This is a genomic window from Kosakonia radicincitans DSM 16656 (genome assembly GCF_000280495.2).
Classification (GTDB): domain Bacteria; phylum Pseudomonadota; class Gammaproteobacteria; order Enterobacterales; family Enterobacteriaceae; genus Kosakonia; species Kosakonia radicincitans.
Map to the genome: position 1 here is coordinate 814673 of NZ_CP018016.1, position 24262 is coordinate 838934.

The 24262-nt window shown below is 53.7% G+C and carries 21 protein-coding genes, 1 other RNA gene and 1 pseudogene; 16 read left to right on the top strand and 7 right to left on the bottom strand.

Annotation, left to right across the window (positions count from 1 at the left end; genetic code table 11):
* Positions 1–198 precede the first annotated feature (198 nt).
* Positions 199–1350 carry a methionine adenosyltransferase gene (gene metK / locus Y71_RS04115; protein WP_007370216.1) on the bottom strand — a complete coding sequence of 384 codons (1152 nt, stop codon included), beginning with the start codon at positions 1348–1350 and terminating at the stop codon, positions 199–201.
* A gap of 418 nt (positions 1351–1768) precedes the next feature.
* Between metK and yqgG the strand changes: the two genes are divergently transcribed.
* The 3 genes from yqgG to speA all read left to right on the top strand — a co-directional run bounded on the left by yqgG (position 1769) and on the right by speA (position 4173).
* Positions 1769–1912: a small protein YqgG gene (yqgG, locus tag Y71_RS31070; protein ID WP_007370218.1), complete on the top strand. Its 144-nt coding sequence runs from the start codon at positions 1769–1771 to the stop codon at positions 1910–1912.
* A gap of 93 nt (positions 1913–2005) precedes the next feature.
* Entirely contained in the window at positions 2006–2188 is a 183-nt protein-coding gene (gene yqgB / locus Y71_RS30965; protein WP_139201280.1) for an acid stress response protein YqgB, read from the top strand.
* Between the two features lie 8 nt (positions 2189–2196).
* Positions 2197–4173, top strand: a complete 1977-nt coding sequence (gene speA, locus Y71_RS04130; RefSeq protein ID WP_071531973.1) for a biosynthetic arginine decarboxylase — start codon at positions 2197–2199, stop codon at positions 4171–4173.
* A 65-nt stretch (positions 4174–4238) separates the two neighbouring features.
* Here the strand turns inward: speA and Y71_RS04135 are convergent.
* Both Y71_RS04135 and loiP read right to left on the bottom strand, forming a co-directional pair.
* Positions 4239–5507: pseudogene (locus Y71_RS04135) on the bottom strand (OprD family outer membrane porin).
* A 373-nt stretch (positions 5508–5880) separates the two neighbouring features.
* Entirely contained in the window at positions 5881–6639 is a 759-nt protein-coding gene (gene loiP, locus Y71_RS04140) for a metalloprotease LoiP (protein WP_007370223.1), read from the bottom strand.
* Positions 6640–6918: 279 nt separating this feature from the next.
* On the opposite strand from loiP, the gene tkt reads away from it, so the two are divergent.
* From tkt to Y71_RS04180, 8 genes are all read left to right on the top strand, one after another.
* Positions 6919–8910 carry a transketolase gene (tkt, locus tag Y71_RS04145; RefSeq protein ID WP_007370224.1) on the top strand — a complete coding sequence of 664 codons (1992 nt, stop codon included), beginning with the start codon at positions 6919–6921 and terminating at the stop codon, positions 8908–8910.
* Positions 8911–9205: 295 nt separating this feature from the next.
* The gene (locus Y71_RS04150) at positions 9206–9955 is read left to right on the top strand and encodes a phage antirepressor KilAC domain-containing protein (protein WP_007370225.1); all 750 of its coding nucleotides are present in this window, start codon (positions 9206–9208) and stop codon (positions 9953–9955) included.
* Between the two features lie 344 nt (positions 9956–10299).
* A complete protein-coding gene (gene epd, locus Y71_RS04155; RefSeq protein WP_007370226.1) occupies positions 10300–11319 on the top strand; it encodes an erythrose-4-phosphate dehydrogenase in 1020 nt (339 codons plus the stop codon).
* A gap of 48 nt (positions 11320–11367) precedes the next feature.
* On the top strand, positions 11368–12531 hold the full coding sequence (gene pgk, locus Y71_RS04160; protein ID WP_007370227.1) for a phosphoglycerate kinase: 1164 nt from the start codon (positions 11368–11370) through the stop codon (positions 12529–12531).
* Positions 12532–12732: 201 nt separating this feature from the next.
* Complete coding sequence (fbaA, locus tag Y71_RS04165) at positions 12733–13812, top strand: class II fructose-bisphosphate aldolase (protein WP_007370228.1); 1080 nt, start codon at positions 12733–12735, stop codon at positions 13810–13812.
* Positions 13813–13998: 186 nt separating this feature from the next.
* Complete coding sequence (gene mscS / locus Y71_RS04170; RefSeq protein WP_007370229.1) at positions 13999–14859, top strand: small-conductance mechanosensitive channel MscS; 861 nt, start codon at positions 13999–14001, stop codon at positions 14857–14859.
* Between the two features lie 138 nt (positions 14860–14997).
* On the top strand, positions 14998–15633 hold the full coding sequence (argO, locus tag Y71_RS04175) for an arginine exporter ArgO (RefSeq protein ID WP_035942045.1): 636 nt from the start codon (positions 14998–15000) through the stop codon (positions 15631–15633).
* Positions 15634–15727: 94 nt separating this feature from the next.
* Complete coding sequence (locus Y71_RS04180) at positions 15728–16468, top strand: oxidative stress defense protein (RefSeq protein WP_007370231.1); 741 nt, start codon at positions 15728–15730, stop codon at positions 16466–16468.
* 40 nt (positions 16469–16508) lie between these two features.
* Here Y71_RS04180 and argP read toward each other — a convergent pair whose 3' ends face one another.
* On the bottom strand, positions 16509–17402 hold the full coding sequence (gene argP / locus Y71_RS04185; protein ID WP_007370232.1) for a DNA-binding transcriptional regulator ArgP: 894 nt from the start codon (positions 17400–17402) through the stop codon (positions 16509–16511).
* A gap of 164 nt (positions 17403–17566) precedes the next feature.
* Here argP and rpiA point away from each other — a divergent pair, with 164 nt between their 5' ends.
* Both rpiA and serA read left to right on the top strand, forming a co-directional pair.
* Complete coding sequence (gene rpiA / locus Y71_RS04190) at positions 17567–18226, top strand: ribose-5-phosphate isomerase RpiA (RefSeq protein ID WP_007370233.1); 660 nt, start codon at positions 17567–17569, stop codon at positions 18224–18226.
* Between the two features lie 267 nt (positions 18227–18493).
* A complete protein-coding gene (serA, locus tag Y71_RS04200; protein WP_007370234.1) occupies positions 18494–19726 on the top strand; it encodes a phosphoglycerate dehydrogenase in 1233 nt (410 codons plus the stop codon).
* Between the two features lie 43 nt (positions 19727–19769).
* On the opposite strand, the gene Y71_RS04205 is transcribed toward serA, so the two are convergent.
* The 3 genes from Y71_RS04205 to zapA all read right to left on the bottom strand — a co-directional run bounded on the left by Y71_RS04205 (position 19770) and on the right by zapA (position 20942).
* The gene (locus Y71_RS04205; protein WP_007370235.1) at positions 19770–20366 is read right to left on the bottom strand and encodes a 5-formyltetrahydrofolate cyclo-ligase; all 597 of its coding nucleotides are present in this window, start codon (positions 20364–20366) and stop codon (positions 19770–19772) included.
* A gap of 21 nt (positions 20367–20387) precedes the next feature.
* Positions 20388–20571, bottom strand: a non-coding RNA gene (gene ssrS, locus Y71_RS04210) — 6S RNA.
* Between the two features lie 41 nt (positions 20572–20612).
* On the bottom strand, positions 20613–20942 hold the full coding sequence (gene zapA, locus Y71_RS04215) for a cell division protein ZapA (RefSeq protein ID WP_035889588.1): 330 nt from the start codon (positions 20940–20942) through the stop codon (positions 20613–20615).
* A 227-nt stretch (positions 20943–21169) separates the two neighbouring features.
* Between zapA and Y71_RS04220 the strand changes: the two genes are divergently transcribed.
* Genes Y71_RS04220 through ubiH form a run of 3 tightly spaced genes read left to right on the top strand, consistent with a single transcriptional unit; the run spans position 21170 to position 24261 of the window.
* Complete coding sequence (locus Y71_RS04220; protein ID WP_007370237.1) at positions 21170–21748, top strand: YecA/YgfB family protein; 579 nt, start codon at positions 21170–21172, stop codon at positions 21746–21748.
* Between the two features lie 24 nt (positions 21749–21772).
* Positions 21773–23086 (top strand): Xaa-Pro aminopeptidase, encoded by a 1314-nt coding sequence (gene pepP / locus Y71_RS04225; RefSeq protein ID WP_007370238.1) that lies wholly within the window; start codon positions 21773–21775, stop codon positions 23084–23086.
* Positions 23083–24261: a 2-octaprenyl-6-methoxyphenyl hydroxylase gene (gene ubiH / locus Y71_RS04230; RefSeq protein WP_007370239.1), complete on the top strand. Its 1179-nt coding sequence runs from the start codon at positions 23083–23085 to the stop codon at positions 24259–24261. Before pepP ends, ubiH begins: the two co-directional genes overlap by 4 nt.
* Position 24262 lies beyond the last annotated feature (1 nt).

Here is a 24262-nt window from a genome sequence, read left to right on the forward strand (position 1 = left end):
CGAAACTTAATGTAACAACTCTGCTTCATTCCTTTTTCAAAAGGAAAAATCTGAAAAAATCAGCGAAGCGGTGAGGTGTAATCGCTTTCAGAAAAATACCAGGCAGGCGTTAACAGTATAGACGGCGAAAATAACCGGACGAGAAATGCAAAAGGCCAGCACGAGGCTGGCCTTTAGAAGAAAACTGTCAGCGGATTATTACAGGCCGGCAGCTTCACGCAGCAGAGCGGCTTTGTCGGTTTTTTCCCATGGGAAAGTTTCGCGACCAAAGTGACCGTATGCAGCGGTTTGTTTGTAGATCGGGTGCAGCAGATCCAGCATCTGGATCAGGCCATACGGACGCAGGTCGAAGAATTCGCGGACCAGCAGCGTCAGTTGCTCGGTTGGCACTTTCTCAGTACCGAATGTTTCCACCATGATGGACGTCGGTTCTGCGATACCGATAGCGTAGGAAACCTGAATTTCACAACGATCGGCCAGACCTGCAGCAACGATGTTTTTCGCCACGTAACGAGCGGCATATGCTGCGGAACGGTCCACTTTCGACGGATCTTTACCGGAGAACGCGCCGCCACCGTGACGAGCCATACCGCCGTAGGTATCAACGATGATTTTACGGCCGGTCAGACCACAATCGCCCATTGGGCCGCCGATAACGAAACGGCCGGTCGGGTTGATAAAGAATTTGGTGGACGCGTTCAGCCACTCGGCTGGCAGGATCGGCTTGATGATCTCTTCCATGACCGCTTCTTGCAGCGATTTCTGGTCAATCTCTTCAGCGTGCTGTGTAGACAGAACGACAGCATCGATGCCGGCGATTTTGCCGTCATCATACTGGAAAGTGACCTGGCTTTTTGCGTCCGGGCGCAGCCACGGCAGGGTGCCGTTTTTACGCACTTCAGCCTGACGCTCTACCAGACGGTGGGCGTAGGTGATCGGTGCTGGCATCAACACGTCAGTTTCATTGGTCGCGTAACCAAACATCAGGCCCTGGTCGCCTGCGCCCTGTTCCAGCGGATCGGCACGGTCAACACCCTGATTGATGTCCGGAGATTGCTTACCAATGGCGCTCAGTACGGCGCAAGAATTGGCATCAAAGCCCATGTCGGAGTGCACATAGCCGATTTCGCGTACGGTGTTACGGGTGATCTCTTCGATATCGACCCATGCGCTGGTAGTGATTTCACCGCCAACCAGTACCATACCGGTTTTAACATAGGTTTCGCATGCAACGCGCGCTTTCGGATCCTGTTCGAGGATGGCATCCAGCACGGCGTCTGAAATTTGGTCAGCAATTTTGTCAGGATGCCCTTCAGAAACGGACTCGGACGTAAAAAGGTGTTTTGCCATAGTAAGTTTTCACCCTGGAGTAATACGGTTAGCTCGAATTCTGTGCCCGGATGTTTTCACGCCTGGCGGCGCAGATTGCAGATGATGGCACAAGAAGTCTGAGAGTTAATCAATCTGGATGGATTAACATCTGGACGGCTATTTTAGGTCACTTGTTGAACCCATTTCCAGCCTTTTTTTGATCCTGACCTCATCCTGACACAAATAGTGACGGAAATTTTTCCTGACAATGCGGCAAACACAGCTTTTTTATTTTGCATTTTCACCCCGTTGTCGGTATAAAACGCCGCGCGCGGCTCTTAAAAAAAAGCGCACGGCCAAAACGCCGTGTCGCCACTTCCAGCCGGGTTAAGCAGTTGATTCAGGGCTTTGGCTTGTCGCGGGTCGCTATGGCTTGCGTTGGAGGTGATAAGAGATAATGAACCGTCGTTTTCCGCAGAATCTGTCGCGCCGTTCTGGCGTGCGTTTATTCCCCGCAACCTGCATTTCTAATCTGCAAACCTGCCGATGTTATACCCATTTCGGCGCTTCCCAGGACTCCAGGGCCGGTAAGGCGTTGTGATACCTGAACAAGGGCTCTCCTGCTAATACAGGAGTTTTCTCGTGGTTTCGCCGGGCTGTCATACAGACGTTCGGATGCGTGTTTTACAATGATATGAAAAAGAAACCGGTCGCACAGGCGTGGCGTTGGCCTGAAATCAGGCTATGCCAGGCTGTTTATGGGTTGTTATCGCTATGTGTCACTGCGATAGTAGTCAACTATTTTATTCCTGTGTCTCTTCGCGCTTCGGCAATCGCTCAGCGTGATGTGCGCAGGGTATACACTTTTATAGATTGAGGTTCGCTATGTCTGACGACATGTCTTCGTTTTCGCCTTCGTCAGCAGGCGAACAGGGTGTACTACGTTCCATGCAGGAGGTTGCGATGAGCTCCCAGGAAGCCAGCAAGATGCTTCGTACTTATAACATTGCCTGGTGGGGCAATAACTACTACGACGTCAACGAGCTGGGCCATATCAGCGTTTGCCCGGATCCGGACGTCCCGGAAGCCCGTGTCGACCTGGCACAGCTGGTAAAAGCACGTGAAGCACAGGGGCAACGTCTGCCCGCATTGTTCTGCTTCCCGCAGATCCTGCAACACCGTCTGCGCTCGATTAATGCCGCGTTCAAACGAGCGCGTGAGTCCTACGGCTACAACGGCGATTATTTCCTGGTTTACCCGATCAAGGTGAACCAGCATCGCCGTGTGATTGAATCCCTGATCCATTCCGGCGAACCGCTGGGGCTGGAAGCCGGTTCCAAAGCGGAATTGATGGCCGTTCTGGCACATGCCGGCATGACCCGTTCGGTGATTGTCTGTAACGGTTATAAAGATCGTGAATACATTCGTCTTGCGCTGATTGGCGAAAAGATGGGCCACAAGGTCTATCTGGTGATTGAGAAAATGACCGAAATCGCCATCGTACTGGAAGAAGCTGAACGCCTGAACGTGGTGCCACGCCTCGGCGTACGCGCGCGTCTGGCATCGCAAGGTTCCGGCAAATGGCAATCCTCCGGCGGCGAGAAATCGAAATTTGGCCTTGCGGCAACGCAGGTGCTGCAACTGGTGGAGATCCTGCGCGAGCGCGGGCGTCTCGACAGCATTCAGTTGCTGCACTTCCACCTCGGTTCGCAGATGGCCAACATCCGTGATATCGCGACGGGCGTGCGTGAATCCGCGCGTTTCTACGTCGAGCTGCATAAGCTGGGCGTCAATATCCAGTGCTTCGATGTCGGCGGCGGTCTGGGCGTGGATTATGAAGGTACACGCTCGCAGTCCGACTGCTCGGTCAACTATGGCCTGAACGAGTATGCCAACAACATCATTTGGGCGATTGGCGATGCCTGCGAAGAGCATGGCTTGCCGCATCCGACGGTAATCACCGAATCCGGTCGCGCGGTGACGGCGCATCACACTGTGCTGGTTTCTAACATTATTGGCGTTGAACGTAACGAGTACACGCAAGCGACTCCACCGGCGGAAGATGCGCCGCGTGCGCTGCAAAGCATGTGGGAAACCTGGCAGGAGATGCACGAGCCTGGCACCCGCCGTTCGCTGCGTGAATGGCTGCATGACAGCCAGATGGATCTGCATGATATTCATGTCGGCTATTCCTCTGGCGCTTTCAGCCTGCAAGAACGAGCCTGGGCCGAGCAGCTCTATCTGAATATGTGCCATGAAGTGCAGAAGCAGCTCGATCCGAGCAACCGCGCGCATCGCCCGATTATCGACGAATTGCAGGAACGTATGGCGGACAAAATGTACGTCAACTTCTCGCTGTTCCAGTCGATGCCGGATGCCTGGGGTATCGATCAACTGTTCCCGGTGCTGCCGCTGGAAGGGCTGAACCATGCGCCGGAACGCCGCGCGGTGCTGCTCGATATCACCTGTGATTCAGACGGCGCCATTGATCATTACGTGGATGGCGACGGCATCGCGACCACCATGCCGATCCCGGAGTACGATCCGGAGAACCCACCAATCCTGGGCTTCTTTATGGTGGGCGCGTATCAGGAGATCCTCGGCAACATGCATAACCTGTTTGGTGATACCGAAGCGGTTGACGTGTTTGTCTTCCCGGATGGCAGTGTGGAAGTTGAACTGTCTGACGAAGGGGATACGGTGGCGGATATGTTGCAGTATGTGCAACTCGATCCGAATACGTTACTGACGCAGTTCCGCGATCAGGTGAAGCAGACCGGTCTGGACGAAGCGCTGCAACAGCAGTTCCTTGAAGAGTTCGAATCGGGCCTGTACGGTTACACCTATCTGGAAGATGAATAACACAGTAATGACGCTGTGATGAAATAAATCCCTTCCCGCCAGCAGGCGCGGAAGGGATTTTTTTATCAGAATACGTTGAACGGATATTCTGCGTAGAGGCGAACTTCGTTGCCGCCAATATTGTAATCGCTGGCATTGTCGGAAACGCGCAGTACGGAGTAGCGCACTTTCAGTTTCAGATCTTTCGCCGGGCCACTCTGCACCTGGTACTGAAGCTGGTTGAACCATTCATGCTCTTTACCGTTACTGGTTTCGGTGGTTTTGATGTTGTCGCCGCGTACATAAGCGGTGGTCCAACTCAGACCCGGTAAGCCCAGACCGGCAAAATCCAGCCCGTAAGAAGCCTGCCACGAACGCTCATCTTCACCGTTAAAATCCGACCAGTAGGAGTTCGCCAGCCAGATGGTGTTGCCACCATCGCCGACGCCGCCCACGTTTTTGTAGCTGCCGTAGTGATAGCCGGTGCTGCCGCTACTCTGCTGGTACGCCAGTTTAAAGGTGTGAATATCCCAAATATAGCTGGCGGCCAGGCTCTAGATACTGTTGCTGCGGCCGGTATTCTGGCTGTCTGCATAACCCTGATCCAGACGCGAGTTATAACCGTTGAAATCCAGAACCACCTGCTGGCCGGTGCTGAACGGTTGTTTGAAATTCAGACCGAGGTATTGTTTATTCAGTACGTCTTCCACGCGGGATGCATAGAGCGCACCGCTGAATTGATCGTTAAATTGATAGCTGGCTCCGCCGAAGCTCAGGCTTTTCAGCCCAGTGTTGTGGCTGTCATCACTTTTACGCTGCTCATCAGTGAAGTAACCGGCGTTTACTTCCAGACCGTCAACCTCTTTCGAGGTCAGCATCGTACCGGTATAGGTTTCGTACAGTAAACGGGAGCTGTCGGCATTCAGGATGGGCAGTTCCGGGCGCTGGGTACCATAGCTCAGTACGGTATTGGAGATACGCATTTTGGCGGTCGCACCAAATTTAGCCAGATCGGATTTTGCTTTGCCGTCATTATCCTGAGCAAAGAAGTCGATACCGCCTGCGCCGCTGCGGCCACGGCCGCCATCGAGGCGTACTCCGTATTGCGCAATACCGTCAACACCAAAACCTACCAGCCCCTGAGTGAAGCCAGATTGAAAGGTGGTAATAAATCCCTGACCCCATTCCGCTTTATTATCTGCGCCGCTGCGATAATCACGATTAATATAAGCATTGCGTAAAAAGAGATCTAAATGACTGTCGTCAATAAAACCCTGGCTTGAGGATTGCTGACTGGCGAATGCCGGAACTGCCAGAATAATACTTAAAGCGAGTAAGGATAATTGTTTTTTCACTGAGGGAACTTCTCTGTCTGTAGAATGCCAAAAGAAATAACTTGCTGATTTATAGTTACCTGAAACGATCCCGAAAGCAATCGTTGTCTGCTGCACTGCTGGCTTGCCATCGGCTTGTCCCAGAAAGTAGCAGAGCAGGGGTAGATTATTTATTATCTGGACATACCCCAATATTTAAGTGGGGAAATATGTTTGTGATTCTGCTCTGCGAAATAAATTACTGCATCAGATTTTTTTAAAAAATAATACACTTGTGGTAACGGGATTTCTATTTGGCGTTCCGTGCTATTGTTTTGGCAATTAATGCGTTTTTTCTGAGATGAATATTTTTCAGGCCTGGCAAAAAGGGAGGCTATATTGCCTCCCAATGCGATTATTTAATTCCGTCTGCGGCCATGCGATCGCGAATATGCTGGGCGCGCTCCGCCGATGCCGGATGATCGTCAAACATCGAACTCTGCCGACCCTCTTCCATTTTTGCCAGTTTCTCAAAGCTGGTCGCCAGCCCTGCCGGGTTGATGCCGCGTTTGCGCAACAGATCGTAGGAGTAGTCATCCGCTTCGGATTCCTGGCGCTGAGAGAACTGTGAATTTACCAGTTGTTCGCCCAGTGCGCCGAGCTGCGACTGCGACAGGCTGCCGACAATACCGCCTGCTGACGCTGCGGCTGCGCGTATCGCATTGGTGCCCAGCGCCACCTGCATCCCTTTTTTCACATGGCCCAGCGCAACGTGGCCCATTTCGTGGCCGATCACCGCTTCAACTTCGTTGTCGGTCATCATATCCATCAGCGCGCTGTAGACGCGGATGCAGCCGTTTGCCATGGCAAAAGCATTCACGTCTTTTGCCACATAAATCTTGTAGTTGACCGGCTGGCCGTTGATGTTATCGCCGAGCGCAGCAGCAATTTTAGCCAGGCGCTGGCTGTAGGTGCTGCTGGCGGGCGCGATGGTTGCTTTACTGTCCATCTGTTTACAGGCGTCATCACTTAATGCTTTTACTTGCGCATCGCTCAGCGTGTAGGCCTGAAAAGCTTCTGCGCCGGAGCTGAGAAAAGCATTTGAGTCCATATTCTGGCAGCCAGCAAGGACGGTTGTTATTCCCAGAGCAAAGAGAAGCGGGCGAATTTTCATTTGTTATTTTCCGTAATGGTTGAGTCAATATGCTGCTAACTACGCCGGCTCAAGACGAACCTGCAGATTGTCAGTATAAGGAAGAGTCAGAGTGCCAGGCGAGTAGATTGCGCAACATGCGAGCGGCTTCCAGAGATTTCTGAATCGGCAAAAGGATGCTCCATGTACATGGCATGCCGCTTGGGTTACATTGTTGGCACTTTTTTCCGGCGTAGCCCAAAACGCGCTGTCGTCAAGTCGTTACGGGAACAGCCCTTAACAGTCCGATCTGGAGTCAAAATGTCCTCACGTAAAGAGCTTGCCAATGCTATTCGTGCGCTGAGCATGGACGCGGTACAGAAAGCCAAATCCGGTCACCCGGGAGCCCCGATGGGTATGGCGGACATCGCCGAGGTCCTGTGGCGTGATTTTCTGAACCACAACCCGACGAATCCGGCCTGGGCCGATCGCGACCGCTTTGTGCTGTCCAACGGCCACGGTTCGATGCTGATTTACAGCCTGCTGCACCTCACCGGCTATGATCTGCCGATGTCCGAGCTGCAGAACTTCCGTCAGCTGCACTCGAAAACTCCGGGCCACCCGGAAGTGGGTTACACCGCGGGTGTGGAAACTACCACTGGTCCGCTGGGGCAGGGCATTGCCAACGCCGTGGGCATGGCGATTGCAGAGAAAACTCTCGCAGCGCAGTTCAACCGTCCTGGGCACGAGATTGTTGACCACTTCACCTACGCCTTTATGGGCGACGGCTGCATGATGGAAGGCATTTCCCATGAAGCCTGCTCCCTGGCCGGTACGCTGAAACTGGGCAAACTGGTTGCGTTCTACGATGACAACGGCATCTCCATCGACGGCCATGTTGAAGGCTGGTTCACCGATGACACGGCGAAACGCTTTGAAGCCTACGGCTGGCACGTAGTGCGCGGCATTGACGGCCACGACGCGGACGCCATCAAACGTGCAGTGGAAGAAGCCCGTGCTGTTACCGATAAACCGTCGCTGCTGATGTGCAAAACCATCATCGGTTTCGGTTCGCCGAACAAAGCCGGTACCCACGATTCCCACGGTGCGCCGCTGGGCGATGCTGAAATCGCTCTGACCCGTGAAGCGCTCGGCTGGAAATACGCGCCGTTTGAAATCCCGTCTGAAATCTATGCACAGTGGGATGCGAAAGAAGCCGGCCAGGCCAAAGAAGCGGCGTGGAACGACAAATTCGCCGCTTACGCCAAAGCCTTCCCGCAGGAAGCCGCTGAGTTCACCCGCCGTATGAAGGGCGAACTGCCGTCTGATTTCGATGCCAAAGCGCAGGCGTTTGTCGAGAAGCTTCAGGCTAACCCGGCGAAAATCGCCAGCCGCAAAGCGTCGCAAAATGCCATTGAAGCTTTCGGTCCGCTGTTGCCGGAATTCCTCGGCGGCTCCGCTGACCTGGCGCCATCCAACCTGACTATCTGGTCCGGTTCGAAAGCGATTAACGAAGACACTGCCGGTAACTACATTCACTACGGCGTGCGCGAGTTCGGTATGACGGCAATTGCCAATGGTATCTCGCTGCATGGCGGTTTCCTGCCGTATACCTCGACCTTCCTGATGTTCGTTGAATATGCCCGTAATGCGGTGCGTATGGCGGCGCTGATGAAACAGCGTCAGGTGCTGGTTTACACCCACGACTCCATCGGTCTGGGCGAAGACGGCCCGACGCACCAGCCGGTCGAGCAGGTAGCTTCCCTGCGCCTGACCCCGAACGTCAGCACCTGGCGTCCGTGTGACCAGGTGGAATCCGCAGTGGCGTGGAAATATGGCGTTGAACGTGCTGACGGTCCGACTGCGCTGATCCTTTCCCGTCAGAACCTGGCGCAGCAGGAGCGTACGGCACAGCAACTGGCAGATGTCGCCCGTGGCGCCTACGTGCTGAAAGAGAGTGCTGGTCAGCCGGAACTGATCCTGATTGCTACCGGTTCCGAAGTGGAACTGGCGGTTGCTGCTTATGAAAAACTGACTGCCGAAGGCGTGAAGGCGCGCGTGGTTTCCATGCCGTCGACCGACACCTTCGACAAACAGGATGCGGCATACCGTGAATCCGTGCTGCCGAAAGCGGTTTCTGCCCGTGTGGCTATCGAAGCCGGCATTGCGGACTTCTGGTACAAATACGTCGGCCTGAACGGCGCGGTAGTGGGTATGACCACCTTCGGCGAATCTGCTCCGGCAGAACTGTTGTTTGAAGAGTTTGGTTTTACCGTTGACAATGTGGTGGCAAAAGCGAAAGCGCTGCTGTAACCACTCTTGCCCGGCGGCGCTCCGCCTGCCGGGCCTGCATGAAAAGTCATTTCGGATGGCGCTTGAGCATTATCAAGTCTACGGGGTTGCAGAATATGTAGACCGGATAAGCGAAGCGCCATCCGTCATTCAGCTATACCCCTAATCTTCTGCCTCCTGACCCAACACTCTCTTCTTAGTGACTCGACTAAAACGACATTGATCCGTGCATGAAAAATATACTGGATATACATCCAGTAAGTTGTATAATAATTCTGCAAATTATCCAGGGTGAATGTGAGTAAGGAGTGAACCTATGATAATTCCTGGTGACAATCTCAATTCTCAGCCTGTGCTGGCGACAATCAGCAGCCGTGAAATCGCAAAATTGACAGGCGTGACGCATGGCGAAGTGAAGCGGATGGTGAAAAGCCTGGAAACCGCGCAGCGGCTCTCCCAGCCGGTGAAAGAGCACCCGTACGAGCGAGAAGGCGAGATGCGACAAGAATTTTTGCTTAATAAACGAGACTCATTGCTGACGGTTTCGCGCCTCTCGCCGACCTTTACGGCAGAAATGCTCGATCGCTGGCAGGAGAAAGAGAAGCTTATCAGTCTGCCCGATTTTACGAATCCTGCCGCCGCCGCACGCGCCTGGGCTGAGCAGTACGAAAAACGTCAGCGAGCGGAAGAGTTACTTGCTCTCTCAGCCCCAAAGGCGGAGTTCTTTGACCGCTATGTCAGGGTTGAAGAGTCGCTTGGTTTTCGTCAGCTTTGCAAGATGCTGCGCGTGAAAGAGTCTCTGTTCCGACGCTTTTTGCTTGAGCGCAATATTATGCAGCGTGTAAACGGTGCATTGATGCCGCAGCAGTACCATATTGATGAAGGTTACTTCACTGTCCATGGTGGCGTCGGGGAAAACAAACGTAGCTGGTCTCAGGCGCGTTTCACCGCGAAGGGGGTGAAGTGGGTGGCCGATCTGTGGGCTAAGCAACTCTCGTCGCAGCCGGTTGAGATGCCGCGCGCAGAACGCACCGAGCCGAAGGCGCTGGAGCATAGCTGGTTTTAATCAGCGCCAGAAAAGGATTTTGCTTTTCTTCATCAACCGGGTCATGCAGGGACGCTTTGTTGCGCTCATCCTCTTTCTGTCGGTTATTTTCCTCACGAAAGAACCTTCTGGCCGCGCTGATTATTCCTGCAAAAATGTGATGCAAGTCAGATTACTGGCGAAACCGTCTGGACAATCATTCCTTTTATTCCTTGTTTCGCTTATTCTAGCTGAAGCGTTTCAGTCGATTAAATGTTCGACAATTAACCAAACAAACGCAGTTTAAGGCAGGCGAGGATTCCCCTTCTGTGGTGGCTGGATTACTCTGTCATCCACTTCAGGCCAGCTAGCCTTGCAGGAGAATTATGACCGTACGCATAGCGATTAATGGTTTCGGTCGCATTGGGCGCAACGTGGTTCGTGCTTTATATGAATCCGGGCGTCGGGCGGAAATCACCGTGGTGGCAATCAATGAACTGGCCGATGCTGTGGGCATGGCGCATTTATTGAAATATGACACCAGCCACGGGCGTTTTGCCTGGGATGTTCGCCAGGAGCGCGAACAATTGTTTGTGGGTGACGACGTAATTCGCATCCTGCATGAGCGCTCAATTGCGGCACTGCCGTGGCGCGAGCTGGGTGTAGATGTGGTGCTCGACTGTACCGGCGTATACGGCAACCGTGAGGATGGCGAGGCGCATCTGGCGGCAGGCGCGAAAAAAGTGCTCTTTTCCCATCCTGGCAGCCACGATCTCGACGCAACGATTGTTTTCGGTGTTAACCAGGAAACCCTTCGCTCTGAAGACCTTCTGGTCTCTAATGCCTCCTGTACGACAAACTGTATTATTCCGGTCATAAAACTGCTCGACGATGCTTATGGCATTGAGTCGGGAACGGTGACAACTATTCACTCCGCGATGCATGACCAGCAAGTGATTGACGCTTACCATTCCGATCTGCGGCGTACGCGTGCGGCCAGCCAGTCGATCATTCCGGTGGATACCAAACTGGCGGCGGGCATCACGCGAATTTTCCCGCAGTTTAATGACAGATTTGAAGCGATAGCGGTGCGCGTACCGACAATTAACGTGACCGCGATCGATCTGAGCGTAACGGTGAAAAAACCTGTAAAAGCTATGGAAGTCAACATGTTGCTGCAAAAAGCAGCGCGTGGGACATTTCATGGTATAGTTGATTATACGGAATTACCGTTGGTTTCAACCGATTTTAATCACGATCCGCACAGCGCCATTGTTGATGGCACACAGACGCGGGTAAGTGGTGCGCACCTTATTAAAACCCTTGTGTGGTGCGACAACGAATGGGGCTTTGCTAACCGGATGCTCGACACGACGTTAGCAATGTCGGCTATTGGTTTCAGGTAGGGCGCGACAGCGCTCGCAAAACTTTAAGAATCATTGAGAGGATTCACCATGTCTGTAATTAAGATGACCGATCTGGATCTGGCTGGTAAACGCGTTTTCATCCGTGCTGATCTGAACGTGCCGGTTAAAGATGGCAAAGTCACCAGCGACGCGCGTATCCGTGCTTCCCTGCCAACTATTGAACTGGCGCTGAAGCAGGGTGCGAAAGTGATGGTAACTTCCCATCTGGGTCGTCCGACCGAAGGCGAGTACAACGAAGAATTCTCTCTGCTGCCGGTTGTTAACTATCTGAAAGACAAACTCTCCAACCCGGTTCGTCTGGTTAAAGATTACCTGGACGGCGTTGAAGTGGCTGCCGGTGAACTGGTTGTTCTGGAAAACGTTCGCTTCAACAAAGGCGAGAAGAAAGACGACGAAGCGCTGGCGAAAAAATACGCTGCGCTGTGCGACGTATTCGTTATGGACGCATTCGGTACTGCTCACCGTGCGCAGGCTTCTACTCACGGTATCGGCAAATTCGCTGACGTAGCGTGCGCAGGCCCGCTGCTGGCTGACGAACTGGACGCGCTGGGTAAAGCGCTGAAAGAACCGGCTCGTCCGATGGTTGCTATTGTTGGCGGTTCTAAAGTTTCCACTAAGCTGACCGTTCTGGACTCTCTGTCCAAAATTGCTGACCAGCTGATCGTTGGTGGCGGTATCGCTAACACCTTCGTCGCTGCTCAGGGCCACAACGTAGGTAAATCCCTGTACGAAGCTGACCTGGTTGACGAAGCAAAACGTCTGCTGGGCACTTGCGATATTCCGGTCCCGACTGATGTTCGCGTAGCCACCGAGTTCTCTGAAACCGCAACGGCAACCCTGAAATCCGTCAATGACATCAAAGATGATGAGCAAATTCTGGATCTGGGCGATGCATCTGCTGAAAAACTGGCTGAAATTCTGAAAAATGCCAAAACTATTCTGTGGAATGGTCCGGTTGGCGTGTTTGAATTCCCGAACTTCCGTAAAGGTACTGAAATCGTGGCTAACGCTATCGCCGACAGCGACGCGTTCTCCATCGCAGGCGGTGGTGACACTCTGGCTGCTATCGACCTGTTCGGTATTGCTGACAAGATTTCCTACATCTCTACTGGCGGCGGCGCATTCCTCGAATTCGTGGAAGGCAAAGTTCTGCCTGCAGTAGCCATGCTCGAAGAGCGTGCTAAGAAGTAAAATTGTTCAGGCGGGATAACCCCGCCTGTTTTTCAAAACGATTCAATTGTTGCTCTAACTAATTCGCGCTGCCAGAAGACGGTGACGCAGCGAAACTCCAAAAACTCGCCATAGTGAGTCACTGGAGGCGCGAGAGAAGCCAGCCCACTGGCAGCACGAATTATGACGAGCTGAAACGGCCGAAGATACAGGACTACGTACATGTCTAAAATTTTTGATTTCGTAAAACCTGGCGTGATCACTGGTGATGACGTTCAGAAAGTGTTCCAGGTAGCTAAAGAAAATAACTTTGCTCTGCCAGCGGTTAACTGCGTGGGTACTGATTCCATCAACGCCGTTCTGGAAGCTGCTGCCAAAGTTAAAGCACCGGTTATCGTTCAGTTCTCTAACGGCGGCGCTGCGTTTATTGCCGGTAAAGGCGTGAAAACTGACGTTCCTCAGGGCGCAGCAATCCTCGGCGCAATCTCTGGCGCCCACCATGTTCATCAGATGGCAGAACATTACGGCGTTCCGGTCATTCTGCACACTGACCACTGCGCGAAAAAACTGCTGCCGTGGATTGACGGTCTGCTGGACGCGGGTGAAAAACACTTCGCTGCAACCGGTAAACCGCTGTTCTCTTCTCACATGATCGACCTTTCCGAAGAGTCTCTGGAAGAGAACATTGCCATTAGCTCCAAATATCTGGCGCGCATGTCCAAAATGGGCATGACTCTGGAAATCGAACTGGGTTGCACTGGTGGTGAAGAAGATGGCGTGGACAACAGCCATATGGACGCTTCTGCACTGTACACCCAGCCGGAAGACGTTGATTACGCTTACACTGAGCTGAGCAAAATCAGCCCGCGTTTCACCATCGCAGCTTCCTTCGGTAACGTACACGGTGTCTACAAACCGGGTAACGTGAAACTGACCCCGACTATCCTGCGCGATTCTCAGGAATATGTTTCCAAAAAACATAACCTGCCGCACAACAGCCTGAACTTCGTATTCCATGGCGGTTCCGGTTCTACTGCTCAGGAAATCAAAGACTCTGTAAGCTACGGCGTTATCAAAATGAACATCGATACCGACACCCAATGGGCAACCTGGGAAGGTATCCTGAAGTACTACAAAGAAAACGAAGGCTACCTGCAGGGCCAACTGGGCAACCCGAAAGGCGCAGACCAGCCGAACAAAAAATACTACGATCCGCGTGTATGGCTGCGTGCAGCGCAGACCAGCATGGTGACTCGTCTGGAGCAGGCTTTCAAAGAACTGAATGCAGTAGACGTTCTGTAATTTCCGCTGCTTTATCTGAAAAGGCCCGCAAAATGCGGGCCTTTTTTATTGCCATTTCAATAAGCTGGCGTAGAGCACAAAGTGTGATCTACTTGGCGTAAATGCGGCTTTTTGTTTACCCTTTAGGGATCTCTCCTTGCTTGAAGGGGTGGTTTTCCCATTTTGGAACAACATAAGGAAGCACGAATGGAAGATCTTAACGTTGTTGACAGCATTAACGACGCAGGCTCGTGGCTGGTGAACAATCAGGCGCTGCTGCTGAGCTATGCCGTTAACATTGTGGCGGCTATCGCCATCATTATTGTCGGTATGATTGTGGCGCGTATTGTCTCGAATACGGTTAATCGCGTGATGGTTGCGCGACACATCGACGCTACCGTGGCTGATTTTCTCTCCGCGCTGGTACGCTATGGCATTATCGCCTTTACCCTGATTGCCGCGTTGGGTCGCGTCGGCGTGCAGACGGCCTCGGTGATTGCCGTACTGGGTGCCGCCGGTTTAGCCATCGGTCTGGCGTTGCAGGGTTCGCTTTCGAACCTCGCCGCTGGCGTGCTGCTGGTGACTTTCCGCCCGTTCCGTTCGGGGGAATATGTCGATTTGGGTGGCGTTGCCGGAACCGTGTTGCAGGTGCAGATTTTCTCCACCACTATGCGTACGGTGGACGGGCGTATCGTGGTGATCCCAAATGGTAAAATCATTGCCGGAAATATCGTGAACTTCTCTCGTGAGCCGGTGCGTCGCAACGAATTTATTATCGGTGTGGCTTACGATTCTGATATCGACCAGGTGAAACGCATTCTGACTGAAATTATCCAGGCTGATGAACGCATTATCAAAGATCGCGAAATGACGGTGCGTCTGAATGAACTGGGGCCGTCCTCCATTAACTTTGTGGTGCGTGTCTGGAGTAAGAGTAGCGATCTGCAAGCCGTTTACTGGGATGTGCTGGAGCTGATCAAACGTCGCTTTGACGAGAATGGCATCAGCTTCCCGTTCCCGCAGATGGACGTAAACCTCAAACGTTCTCATGAGCAGACAGAGCAGTAAGATATGGGGCCGGCGGCGCCGGCCTTCTTTTTGCTCATCAACATTAGCATTGCTACTTAACGATTAAAATTATCAATTTCCGCTAATGATGTTCCCGCGCTATAGTCTGCTTCCGAAACAATCTGACGGAATTACGACGTGTTATCTTATTACTTTCAAGGCCTTATGCTTGGGGCCGCGTTGATCCTGCCGCTTGGGCCGCAAAACGCTTTTGTGATGAACCAGGGGATCCGCAGGCAGTATCACATCATGACTGCCTTTTTATGCACGATGAGCGATGTGGTGCTGATCTGCGCTGGCGTGTTTGGCGGCAGCGCGCTGTTGATGCAATCCCCGTGGCTGCTGGCGCTGGTGACCTGGGGCGGTGTGGCGTTTCTGCTATGGTACGGTTTTGGCGCACTGAAAACGGCACTGAGTAGTCATCTCGAACTGGCAAGCGCCGAAGCATTACGCCAGGGGCGCTGGCGTATCATTGCGACCATGCTGGCGGTTACCTGGCTCAACCCGCATGTCTATCTCGACACTTTCGTGGTGCTGGGTAGTCTCGGCGGACAGCTGGATGCGGAGCCAAAGCGCTGGTTCGCGCTGGGAACGGTGAGCGCTTCTTTCCTGTGGTTCTTCAGCCTTGCGTTACTCGCTGCCTGGCTTGCTCCGCGTTTGCGCACGGCGAAAGCGCAGCGGCTAATCAATGCTGTGGTTGGGTTGGTGATGTGGTTTATTGCCTTCCAGCTTGCGCATGAAGGTATTCATCATGTACAGGGATTATTCAGTTAGGGTAAGTCCGATGGACAATTCACGCTGAGCCGCTAAGCTTGCTGCCAAGGCGTCTGCGTATTCGGACGTATTAACGCAACATGGAGGAGCAACTGTGAAATTTAAAGTGATGGCCCTGGCGGCGGCAGTCGGTTTCAGCGCAATGGCGGTACAGGCAAACGAATTGCCTGACGGTCCGCATATCGTCACCTCAGGCACGGCTAGCGTGGATGCGACTCCGGATATCGCCACGCTGGCGATTGAAGTGAACGTCGCTGCAAAAGACGCCGCATCAGCGAAAAAACAGGCCGATGACCGCGTTGCGCAATACCTGAGTTTTCTTGAGCAAAATGGTATTGCCAGGAAAGACATTAATTCCGCAAACTTACGCACCCAGCCAGATTACGATTACCAGAACGGCAAAAGCATCCTGAAAGGTTATCGCGCTGTGCGTACGGTTGAAGTGACATTGCGCGAGCTGGATAAGCTTAACTCACTGCTGGATGGCGCGCTGAAAGCGGGTCTGAACGAGATTCGCTCCGTGTCGCTGGGCGTTGCGCAAGCGGACTCTTTCAAAGATAAAGCGCGCAAAGCAGCGATCGATGATGCGACCCATCAGGCGCAGCAGCTGGCAGCCGGTTTCAATGCCAAACTCGGCCCGGTTTACAGCATTCGCTACCATGTTTCTAATTATCAGCCAAGCCCAATGGTCCGGATGATGAAAGCGGATGCCGCGCCGGTTTCCACCCAGGAAACCTACGAGCAGCCGACGATTCAGTTTGACGATCAGGTTGATGTGGTGTTCCAGCTTGAGCCTGCTCAAGCTGAGCAGCCGGCAGCCACCGCGGCGAAGTAAAGTTGTTCATCCTCTCCCCGGTCGGGGAGAGGTTAGCTGTTCAATCCTGCCTTAATACCCGATGTCCATACTCCAGCAGCGCATCCGTCACGTTGCGCATCATCCGGCTTTCCGGCGCAAAACGGTGCCAGTAGAGCATACGGCGCTGTAACAGGCCTGGCGTCAGATCGATCAAATCACCGCTCTTTAACTCTTTCTCGATTTGCAGGTGCGGGATCATACAGCAGGTCGTGCCCTGGCGCGCCAGTTGCACAAACGCTTCCGATGAATTCACGATATGACAGGGCACGCTACCCGGCGGTAAATCGAAATATTGCTGCAAAAATGCCTGATGCATATCATCCAGATGGTCGAACGCCACCGCCGGGGCTTTCAGCAGCGCTGAGCGGGTTACGCCATTAGGAAAATAGCGTTCGGCGAATTCTCTGGAACCGACAAACAGGTAATCCAGCGCGCCAAGTTGATCGACAAGGCAGCTCGGCAGCGCCTGCGGCTGAATACTGACCGCACCAACCACTTCGCCGCGACGCAGTCGCTCCTGGGTGCGGGTTTCATCCTCAACCTGCAAGTTCAGCCGGATAGGCGAATCCACCAGTACCGGCGCCAGCGCAGGCAGCAGCCAGGTTGCCAGGCTGTCGGCATTGACCGCCAGCGACAACAGCAACGGCGTCGAGCCTGTTTGCTCATCGCCCAGCCACTCTTCTTCCAGCAGCTCGACCTGACGCAACAGCGCCAGCAGTTTCTGCCCTTGTTCGGTGGGACGCGGCGGAACAGTACGTACCAGCAATGGCTGGCCGAACATGTTTTCGAGCTGTTTTATGCGCTGCGACACGGCGGACTGAGTAATACACAGTTTTTGCGCGGCGCGCTCAAACCCACGCTCACGAATGACCGCATCAAGCGCCTGTAAGGTTCTGTAGTCCGGACGTTTCATTGCTCGGCCAATCTCCTGAAAAATGATTACTCAGCACTATGACATAAATTTTTATTAGAATCAGACGAAATTGGACGTCGCGTAATGTGACACTGGTCACAGGGACATTTAGGCGAAGGGTGGTCTATAATGCGCCTGAAATTTCACACCACAGGCGAACGACCATGACGCAGGATGAACTCAAAAAGGCAGTGGGCTGGGCGGCACTCAAGTATGTTGAGCCCGGAACTATTGTCGGCGTAGGCACTGGCTCCACTGCGACGCACTTTATTGATGCGCTCGGCACGATGAAAGGCCAGATCGAAGGCGCGGTTTCCAGTTCGGATGCCTCCACCGCGAAACTGAAAAGTCTTGGCATTACCGTGTTCGATCTCAACGAAGTGGATAAACTGGGTATCTACGTTGATGGCGCGGACGAAATCAACGGCCAGATGCAGATGATCAAAGGCGGCGGCGCAGCGCTGACGCGTGAGAAAATTATCGCCTCGGTAGCGGATAAATTTATCTGTATCGCTGATGCATCCAAGCAGGTTGATATCCTGGGGAAATTCCCGCTGCCGGTGGAGGTTATCCCGATGGCTCGCAGCGCCGTTGCGCGTCAACTGGTGAAGCTGGGCGGTCGCCCGGAATATCGTCAGAACGTTGTCACCGATAATGGCAACGTGATCCTCGACGTTTATGGGCTGGAGATCATCGATCCGATTGCACTGGAAAACAGCATCAATAGCATCCCGGGCGTAGTCACTGTAGGGTTATTCGCCAATCGTGGCGCGGATGTGGCGCTGATCGGCACCGCCGATGGTGTGAAAACCATCATAAAATGATCTGACGGGGAGGCGTTCGCCTCCCTGTAAAAAAACACGATCGGCAAATTTGGTGATATCTGTCACATTTATCCGCTGATTATGCACTACCTGCCACTACTCCACGCTTTAACAGCATTTTTATCTGCCATTCCTCGCTGTATGACATTTCTTCAGAGTGCGCACGCAAACGTTCATATTGCTGCAATAGTTTTTTTTGATATGTTGACTGAAGAAAATTGCATTTCGCACAACATCACAGTCAAGACAAAAAACAGGGTCGGGTAAATGGCAAAGGTATCACTGGAGAAAGACAAGATTAAATTTCTGCTCGTCGAAGGGGTGCATCAGAAAGCACTGGATAGCCTCCGTGCGGCGGGTTATACCAACATTGAATTCCACAAAGGTGCGCTGGACACCGAGCAGCTTAAAGAGTCCATCCGTGATGCCCACTTTATCGGCCTGCGATCCCGTACTCAACTGACTGAAGATGTTATCGCGGCGGCGGAAAAATTAGTCGCTGTGGGCTGTTTCTGTATTGGTACTAACCAGGTGAATCTGGACGCGGCTGCAAAACGTGGTATCCCGGTGTTCAATGCACCGTTCTCCAACACCCGTTCCGTGGCGGAACTGGTTATTGGCGAACTGTTGCTGCTGATGCGTGGTATTCCTGAAGCGAACGCGAAAGCGCACCGTGGTGTCTGGAACAAACTGGCGGTCGGTTCTTACGAAGCGCGCGGTAAAAAGCTCGGTATTATCGGTTATGGTCATATCGGTACGCAGTTGGGTATTCTGGCGGAATCGCTGGGGATGCACGTTTTCTTCTACGATATTGAAAGCAAACTGCCGCTGGGCAACGCCACGCAGGTACAGCATCTTTCTGATCTGCTGAACATGAGCGATGTGGTGAGCCTGCATGTGCCGGAAACCCCGTCAACCAAAGATATGATTGGCGTTGAGGAGCTGAAATTGATGAAGCCTGGCGCGCTGCTGATCAACGCTTCTCGCGGCACGGTGGTCGATATTCCGGCGCTATGTGATGCGCTGAAAAGCAAACATCTGGCCGGTGCGGCAATTGACGTCTTCCCGACGGAACCTGCCACCAACAGCGATCCGTTTGATTCCCCGCTGTGTGAGTTTGACAACGTGCTGTTGACGCCGCACATCGGCGGTTCAACGCAAGAAGCGCAGGAAAATATCGGTCTTGAAGTAGCAGGTAAACTGATTAAATATTCTGACAACGGTTCTACGTTGTCGGCTGTTAACTTCCCGGAAGTTTCTTTGCCGATGCACGGCGGCCGTCGCCTGCTGCACATCCACGAAAACCGTCCTGGCGTGCTGACTGCACTCAACCAAATCTTTGCCAGCCAGAATATCAACATCGCGGCGCAGTACCTGCAAACAACGCCGTACATGGGTTATGTCGTGGTTGATATCGAAGCGGAAGAAGATGTTGCGCAAAAAGCGTTGCAGAGCATGAAAGCGATTCCCGGCACGATTCGCGCCCGTCTGCTGTTCTGATAAGTATTGTGTTTTCCTCTCCCACAAGGGAGGGGGAAACCTGTTACCACTCCCACACTTTTGATGGTGTGACTACCGCAGGTAGCGGAATATCCCACTCTTCCACAGGCAGGGCCTGAACGCCCTGACAGTCATGCGCGTAGCCCACGGGCTGTAAGTTGTAAGCGCGCCAGTTTTGCAGGGTGCGATCGTAAAAACCGCCGCCCATACCTAAACGCTGGCCTTGTTCGTCGAACGCCACCAGCGGCGTAACCAACACATCCAACTGATTAAGCGGCAGGACATCGCGCACGTCCAGTTTCGGCTCCTGAATCTTCAGGCGATTAATCACCAGTTCGCTGTGCGGGTGGTAATGCAGAAAGAGCAGATTGCCCGGGCTAAACGGGTGCAGCACCGGCAGGTAAACCCGTTTTCCGCTGCGCCAGAGTTGTTCAATCAACGGCTGGGTATCCAGTTCACCATCGAAAGAGAGAAACAACGCCACGGTATGCGCCATCACGACGGGCGGATATGCCATCATGCGCGCGGCGGCCTGCTGGGCAAAATGCGCCTGCTGCTCGCTGCTTAGCGCACGTCGACGCTGGCGGATAAGTTTGCGGATTTCTTGTCGCGAAGAGGGAAAATCAGGAAGTTGTGTCATGGTTTTGGGTAGAAAAAGAAGGGAATCTCCGAGATGCCGCCGCAGGCTGTAACCCTTGAACCCTTGGTTCAAGGTGAATGCGTCGTCATGATTTTAAGGCTTCTCGGACGGACCGAGCATGCTCACCAACCATGGATCGCCACATTCTTGTGGTATGAAATATCGGCTCAGGGGACTGGCCCGCTTGCAAACATCTCAGAGAAATTTTGTCTTCACGATCACTCTACCACAGTTGATCCTGAAGTGTTATTCAAACTTAGGCCCCGGCCTGTCTGTTATGCGACCCTGATCAAGCAATGCCTGTTCGATGGTCTGCTGTAACATTCGGATACGCTGTTCCATGTTGGCTGCGTATTCGCGGGTTTTTGCCTTTTCCTGAGTTAGCTCGTAGCTGATGTTCAGCGCGGCGATAAACACCAACTGCTCAGTATTTGTGACTCTAGTGCGAACTTTCAGATCTTGCAACCGCTGATTCAGATCCTCCGCAGCCTGGTTAAGAGCGTCCCTCTGTTCAGGCGGGCAGTTCACTCGCAGTGAACGACCAAAAATTTGGATATCGACGGGTTGTGCAGACATGCCACCTTCCTGCTGTTTGACTGCGCTCTGCCTTCGCATCCGAGTCCTGGGCTGCGAAGGGGCGACACTATAAGCTAGCCTGGTGAGCACTTTCAAGTTTTTTGCGTCTATACCTTAATGACTCATGTCACATGCAATGGCATGTAACGTGAAGTATCACGGGTATATCACCAGGGGCCAAAGTGGTAGCATATCATGAATATTCCCCCCAACGACGACGAATGCGTATGTCTATACAGAACGAAATACCTGGTTACAACGATGTAGGCCAGTTGCTTAACCAACAGGGCGTGGGGCTGCTTCCTGCCGAAATGCATGGGCTTATCGCGGGGATGATCTGCGGTGGCAACAATGACAGCTCCTGGCAGCCGTTGCTGCATGATTTAACTAATGACGGGCTGGCTTTTGGTCATGAGCTGGCACAGGCACTGCGGGCAATGCACGCGGCGACCAGCGATTCACTGGAAGACGACGGCTTTTTGTTCCAGCTCTATTTGCCGGAGGGCGATGATGTTAGCGTTTTCGACAGAGCCGATGCACTGGCTGGCTGGGTAAACCATTTCCTGCTCGGGTTAGGCGTCTCGCAACCGAAGCTCGACAAAGTGACTGGCGAAACCGGCGAAGCGATTGACGATTTGCGTAACATCGCACAACTGGGTTATGACGAAGAAGAAGATCAGGAAGAGCTGGAAATGTCGCTTGAAGAGATCATCGAATACGTCCGCGTTGCTGCGTTGCTGTGCCACGATACGTTCACGCACCCGCAGCCGACCGCGCCGGAAGTGCGTAAGCCGACGTTACATTAATTCGTCTTGTAGGAAGGAGGTGTCATGACACAGCTTGAGTTTCTCCGTCGTCGCCAGACATTGCTGGCGCAGATGGTTCCGGGTAGCGCGGCATTGATCTTTGCCGCGCCGGAAGCGACCCGCAGCGCAGACAGTGAATACCCGTATCGTCAGAACAGCGATTTCTGGTACTTCACCGGTTTTCACGAACCCGAAGCGGTGCTGGTGCTGATAAAGAGCGATGACACCCACAACCATAGCGTGCTGTTCAACCGTGTGCGTGATAAAACCGCCGAGATCTGGTTTGGCCGCCGCCTTGGTCAGGAAGCCGCGCCGGCAAAGCTGGGCGTCGACCGTGCGCTGGCGTTCCCGGAGATCAACACCCACCTTTATCAGTTGCTCAATGGCCTCGACGCGGTTTATCACGCGCAGGGTGAGTATGAGTACGCGGATACCATCCTGTTCACTGCGCTGGAGAAGCTGCGCAAAGGCGCGCGACAGAATCTGACAGCGCCTGCCACGCTGACTGACTGGCGTCCGATCGTCCACGAGATGCGTCTGTTTAAGTCGGCCGAAGAGATCGAGGTGATGCGTCGCGCCGGGGAGATCTCCGCGCTGGCTCATACCCGTGCCATGCAGGTTTGCCGACCTGGCCTGTTCGAATATCAGCTTGAGGGTGAAATTCAGCATGAATTTAACCGCCACGGCGCGCGTTTCCCGTCCTACAACACCATCGTCGGTTCGGGGGAGAACGGCTGCATCCTGCACTACACCGAAAATGAAAGCCAGATGCGTGACGGCGATTTAGTGCTGATTGATGCTGGCTGCGAATATATGGGATACGCCGGGGATATTACCCGCACCTTCCCGGTAAACGGGAAATTCAGCCCGGCGCAGCGTGAAATTTACGACATTGTGCTGGCATCGCTGGAACGTGCGCTGGAACTGTTTCGTCCGGGCACCTCCATCCAGGCCGTCACCGGCGAAGTAGTGCGCATTATGATCACCGGTCTGGCGAAGCTTGGCATTCTGCAGGGCGAAGTCGATGAATTGATCGCAAAAAATGCCCACCGCCCATTCTTTATGCACGGGTTAAGCCACTGGCTGGGGCTGGATGTTCATGACGTCGGCGTTTACGGCCAGGACCGTTCCCGCGAGCTGGCGCCAGGCATGGTGTTGACCGTTGAGCCGGGCCTCTATATTGCCCCGGATGCGGATGTTCCCGAGCAGTATCGCGGCATTGGTATTCGCGTGGAAGATGACATCGTTATTACCGAAGAGGGTAACGAGAATCTCACCGCCAGCGTGGTTAAAAAGGCGGATGATATCGAAGCACTGATGGCGGCGAGCCGTTCATGAGTGTGATTATTGTTGGCGGCGGCATGGCCGGTGCGACGCTCGCGCTGGTCATTTCACATCTGACGCAGGGGAAATTACCGGTTCACCTGGTAGAGGCTACAGCACCGGGTGCTCACCATCATCCTGGTTTTGATGCCCGTGCTATTGCGCTGGCGGCAGGCACGTGCCAGCAGCTTGCGCGCGTCGGGATCTGGCAGGCGATAGCCCGTTGTGCAACGCCCATTTCAACCGTTCATGTCAGCGATCGTGGTCACGCCGGTTTTGTCACGCTGGATGCGCAGGATTATCACCTTGATGCGCTGGGCCAGGTGGTTGAGCTGCATGATATCGGCCAGCGGCTCTTTACCTTGCTGCAAAATGCGCCGGGCGTGACGCTGCATTGCCCCGATCGGGTCAGCAGTTTTACCCGTAATGAGCAACAGGTATCGGTAACGCTGGAAAGCGGCGAGCTGATTATTGGCCAGTTGCTGGTCGCGGCGGACGGTTCCCGTTCGGGCATGGGCGAGCAACTGGGGATCCTCTGGCAGAAAACGCCCTATCACCAGGCCGCAGTCATTGCCAACGTCACTACCTCTGTTCCGCACCAGGGACGCGCATTCGAACGTTTCACCGAGCACGGGCCGCTGGCGATGTTGCCGATGTCGCAGGGGCGCTGCTCACTGGTGTGGTGTCATCCGCTGGAAAAACAGCAGCAGGTGACTGGCTGGTCTGACGAACGTTTTTGCCATGAGCTACAAAAAGCTTTCGGCTGGCGTCTGGGACGTATTGAACACGCCGGAAAACGCAGCGTTTATCCCCTGATGTTGACTAACGCGTCGTCGCCGGTTTCTCATCGCGCGGTGCTGGTCGGCAATGCGGCTCAGACGCTGCATCCTATCGCCGGACAAGGGTTTAACCTCGGCATGCGCGATGTTATGACGCTGGCGGAAACGCTGGCGGAGGCATGGGCGAAGCAGAAAGATGTCGGCTGTTATCCGGTGCTGACGCGCTACCGTCACCAGCGCCAGGCGGACAAAAGCGCCACCATAGGCGTTACCGACGGGCTGGTGCATCTGTTTGCCAACCGCTGGGCGCCGCTTGTCGTCGGGCGCAATATCGGGCTGATGGCGATGGAACTATTTACCCCGGCGCGCGATGTGCTGGCGCAGCGTACCCTCGGTTGGGTAGCCCGTTAAT

Excerpts from the sequence above, each read along its gene's own strand:
- metK (WP_007370216.1), bottom strand. The coding sequence starts at position 1,350 with ATGGCAAAACACCTTTTTACGTCCGAGTCCGTTTCTGAAGGGCATCCT.
- yqgG (WP_007370218.1), top strand. The coding sequence starts at position 1,769 with ATGAACCGTCGTTTTCCGCAGAATCTGTCGCGCCGTTCTGGCGTGCGT.
- yqgB (WP_139201280.1), top strand. The coding sequence starts at position 2,006 with ATGAAAAAGAAACCGGTCGCACAGGCGTGGCGTTGGCCTGAAATCAGG.
- speA (WP_071531973.1), top strand. The coding sequence starts at position 2,197 with ATGTCTGACGACATGTCTTCGTTTTCGCCTTCGTCAGCAGGCGAACAG.
- loiP (WP_007370223.1), bottom strand. The coding sequence starts at position 6,639 with ATGAAAATTCGCCCGCTTCTCTTTGCTCTGGGAATAACAACCGTCCTT.
- tkt (WP_007370224.1), top strand. The coding sequence starts at position 6,919 with ATGTCCTCACGTAAAGAGCTTGCCAATGCTATTCGTGCGCTGAGCATG.
- Y71_RS04150 (WP_007370225.1), top strand. The coding sequence starts at position 9,206 with ATGATAATTCCTGGTGACAATCTCAATTCTCAGCCTGTGCTGGCGACA.
- epd (WP_007370226.1), top strand. The coding sequence starts at position 10,300 with ATGACCGTACGCATAGCGATTAATGGTTTCGGTCGCATTGGGCGCAAC.
- pgk (WP_007370227.1), top strand. The coding sequence starts at position 11,368 with ATGTCTGTAATTAAGATGACCGATCTGGATCTGGCTGGTAAACGCGTT.
- fbaA (WP_007370228.1), top strand. The coding sequence starts at position 12,733 with ATGTCTAAAATTTTTGATTTCGTAAAACCTGGCGTGATCACTGGTGAT.
- mscS (WP_007370229.1), top strand. The coding sequence starts at position 13,999 with ATGGAAGATCTTAACGTTGTTGACAGCATTAACGACGCAGGCTCGTGG.
- argP (WP_007370232.1), bottom strand. The coding sequence starts at position 17,402 with ATGAAACGTCCGGACTACAGAACCTTACAGGCGCTTGATGCGGTCATT.
- rpiA (WP_007370233.1), top strand. The coding sequence starts at position 17,567 with ATGACGCAGGATGAACTCAAAAAGGCAGTGGGCTGGGCGGCACTCAAG.
- serA (WP_007370234.1), top strand. The coding sequence starts at position 18,494 with ATGGCAAAGGTATCACTGGAGAAAGACAAGATTAAATTTCTGCTCGTC.
- Y71_RS04205 (WP_007370235.1), bottom strand. The coding sequence starts at position 20,366 with ATGACACAACTTCCTGATTTTCCCTCTTCGCGACAAGAAATCCGCAAA.
- zapA (WP_035889588.1), bottom strand. The coding sequence starts at position 20,942 with ATGTCTGCACAACCCGTCGATATCCAAATTTTTGGTCGTTCACTGCGA.
- Y71_RS04220 (WP_007370237.1), top strand. The coding sequence starts at position 21,170 with ATGTCTATACAGAACGAAATACCTGGTTACAACGATGTAGGCCAGTTG.
- pepP (WP_007370238.1), top strand. The coding sequence starts at position 21,773 with ATGACACAGCTTGAGTTTCTCCGTCGTCGCCAGACATTGCTGGCGCAG.
- ubiH (WP_007370239.1), top strand. The coding sequence starts at position 23,083 with ATGAGTGTGATTATTGTTGGCGGCGGCATGGCCGGTGCGACGCTCGCG.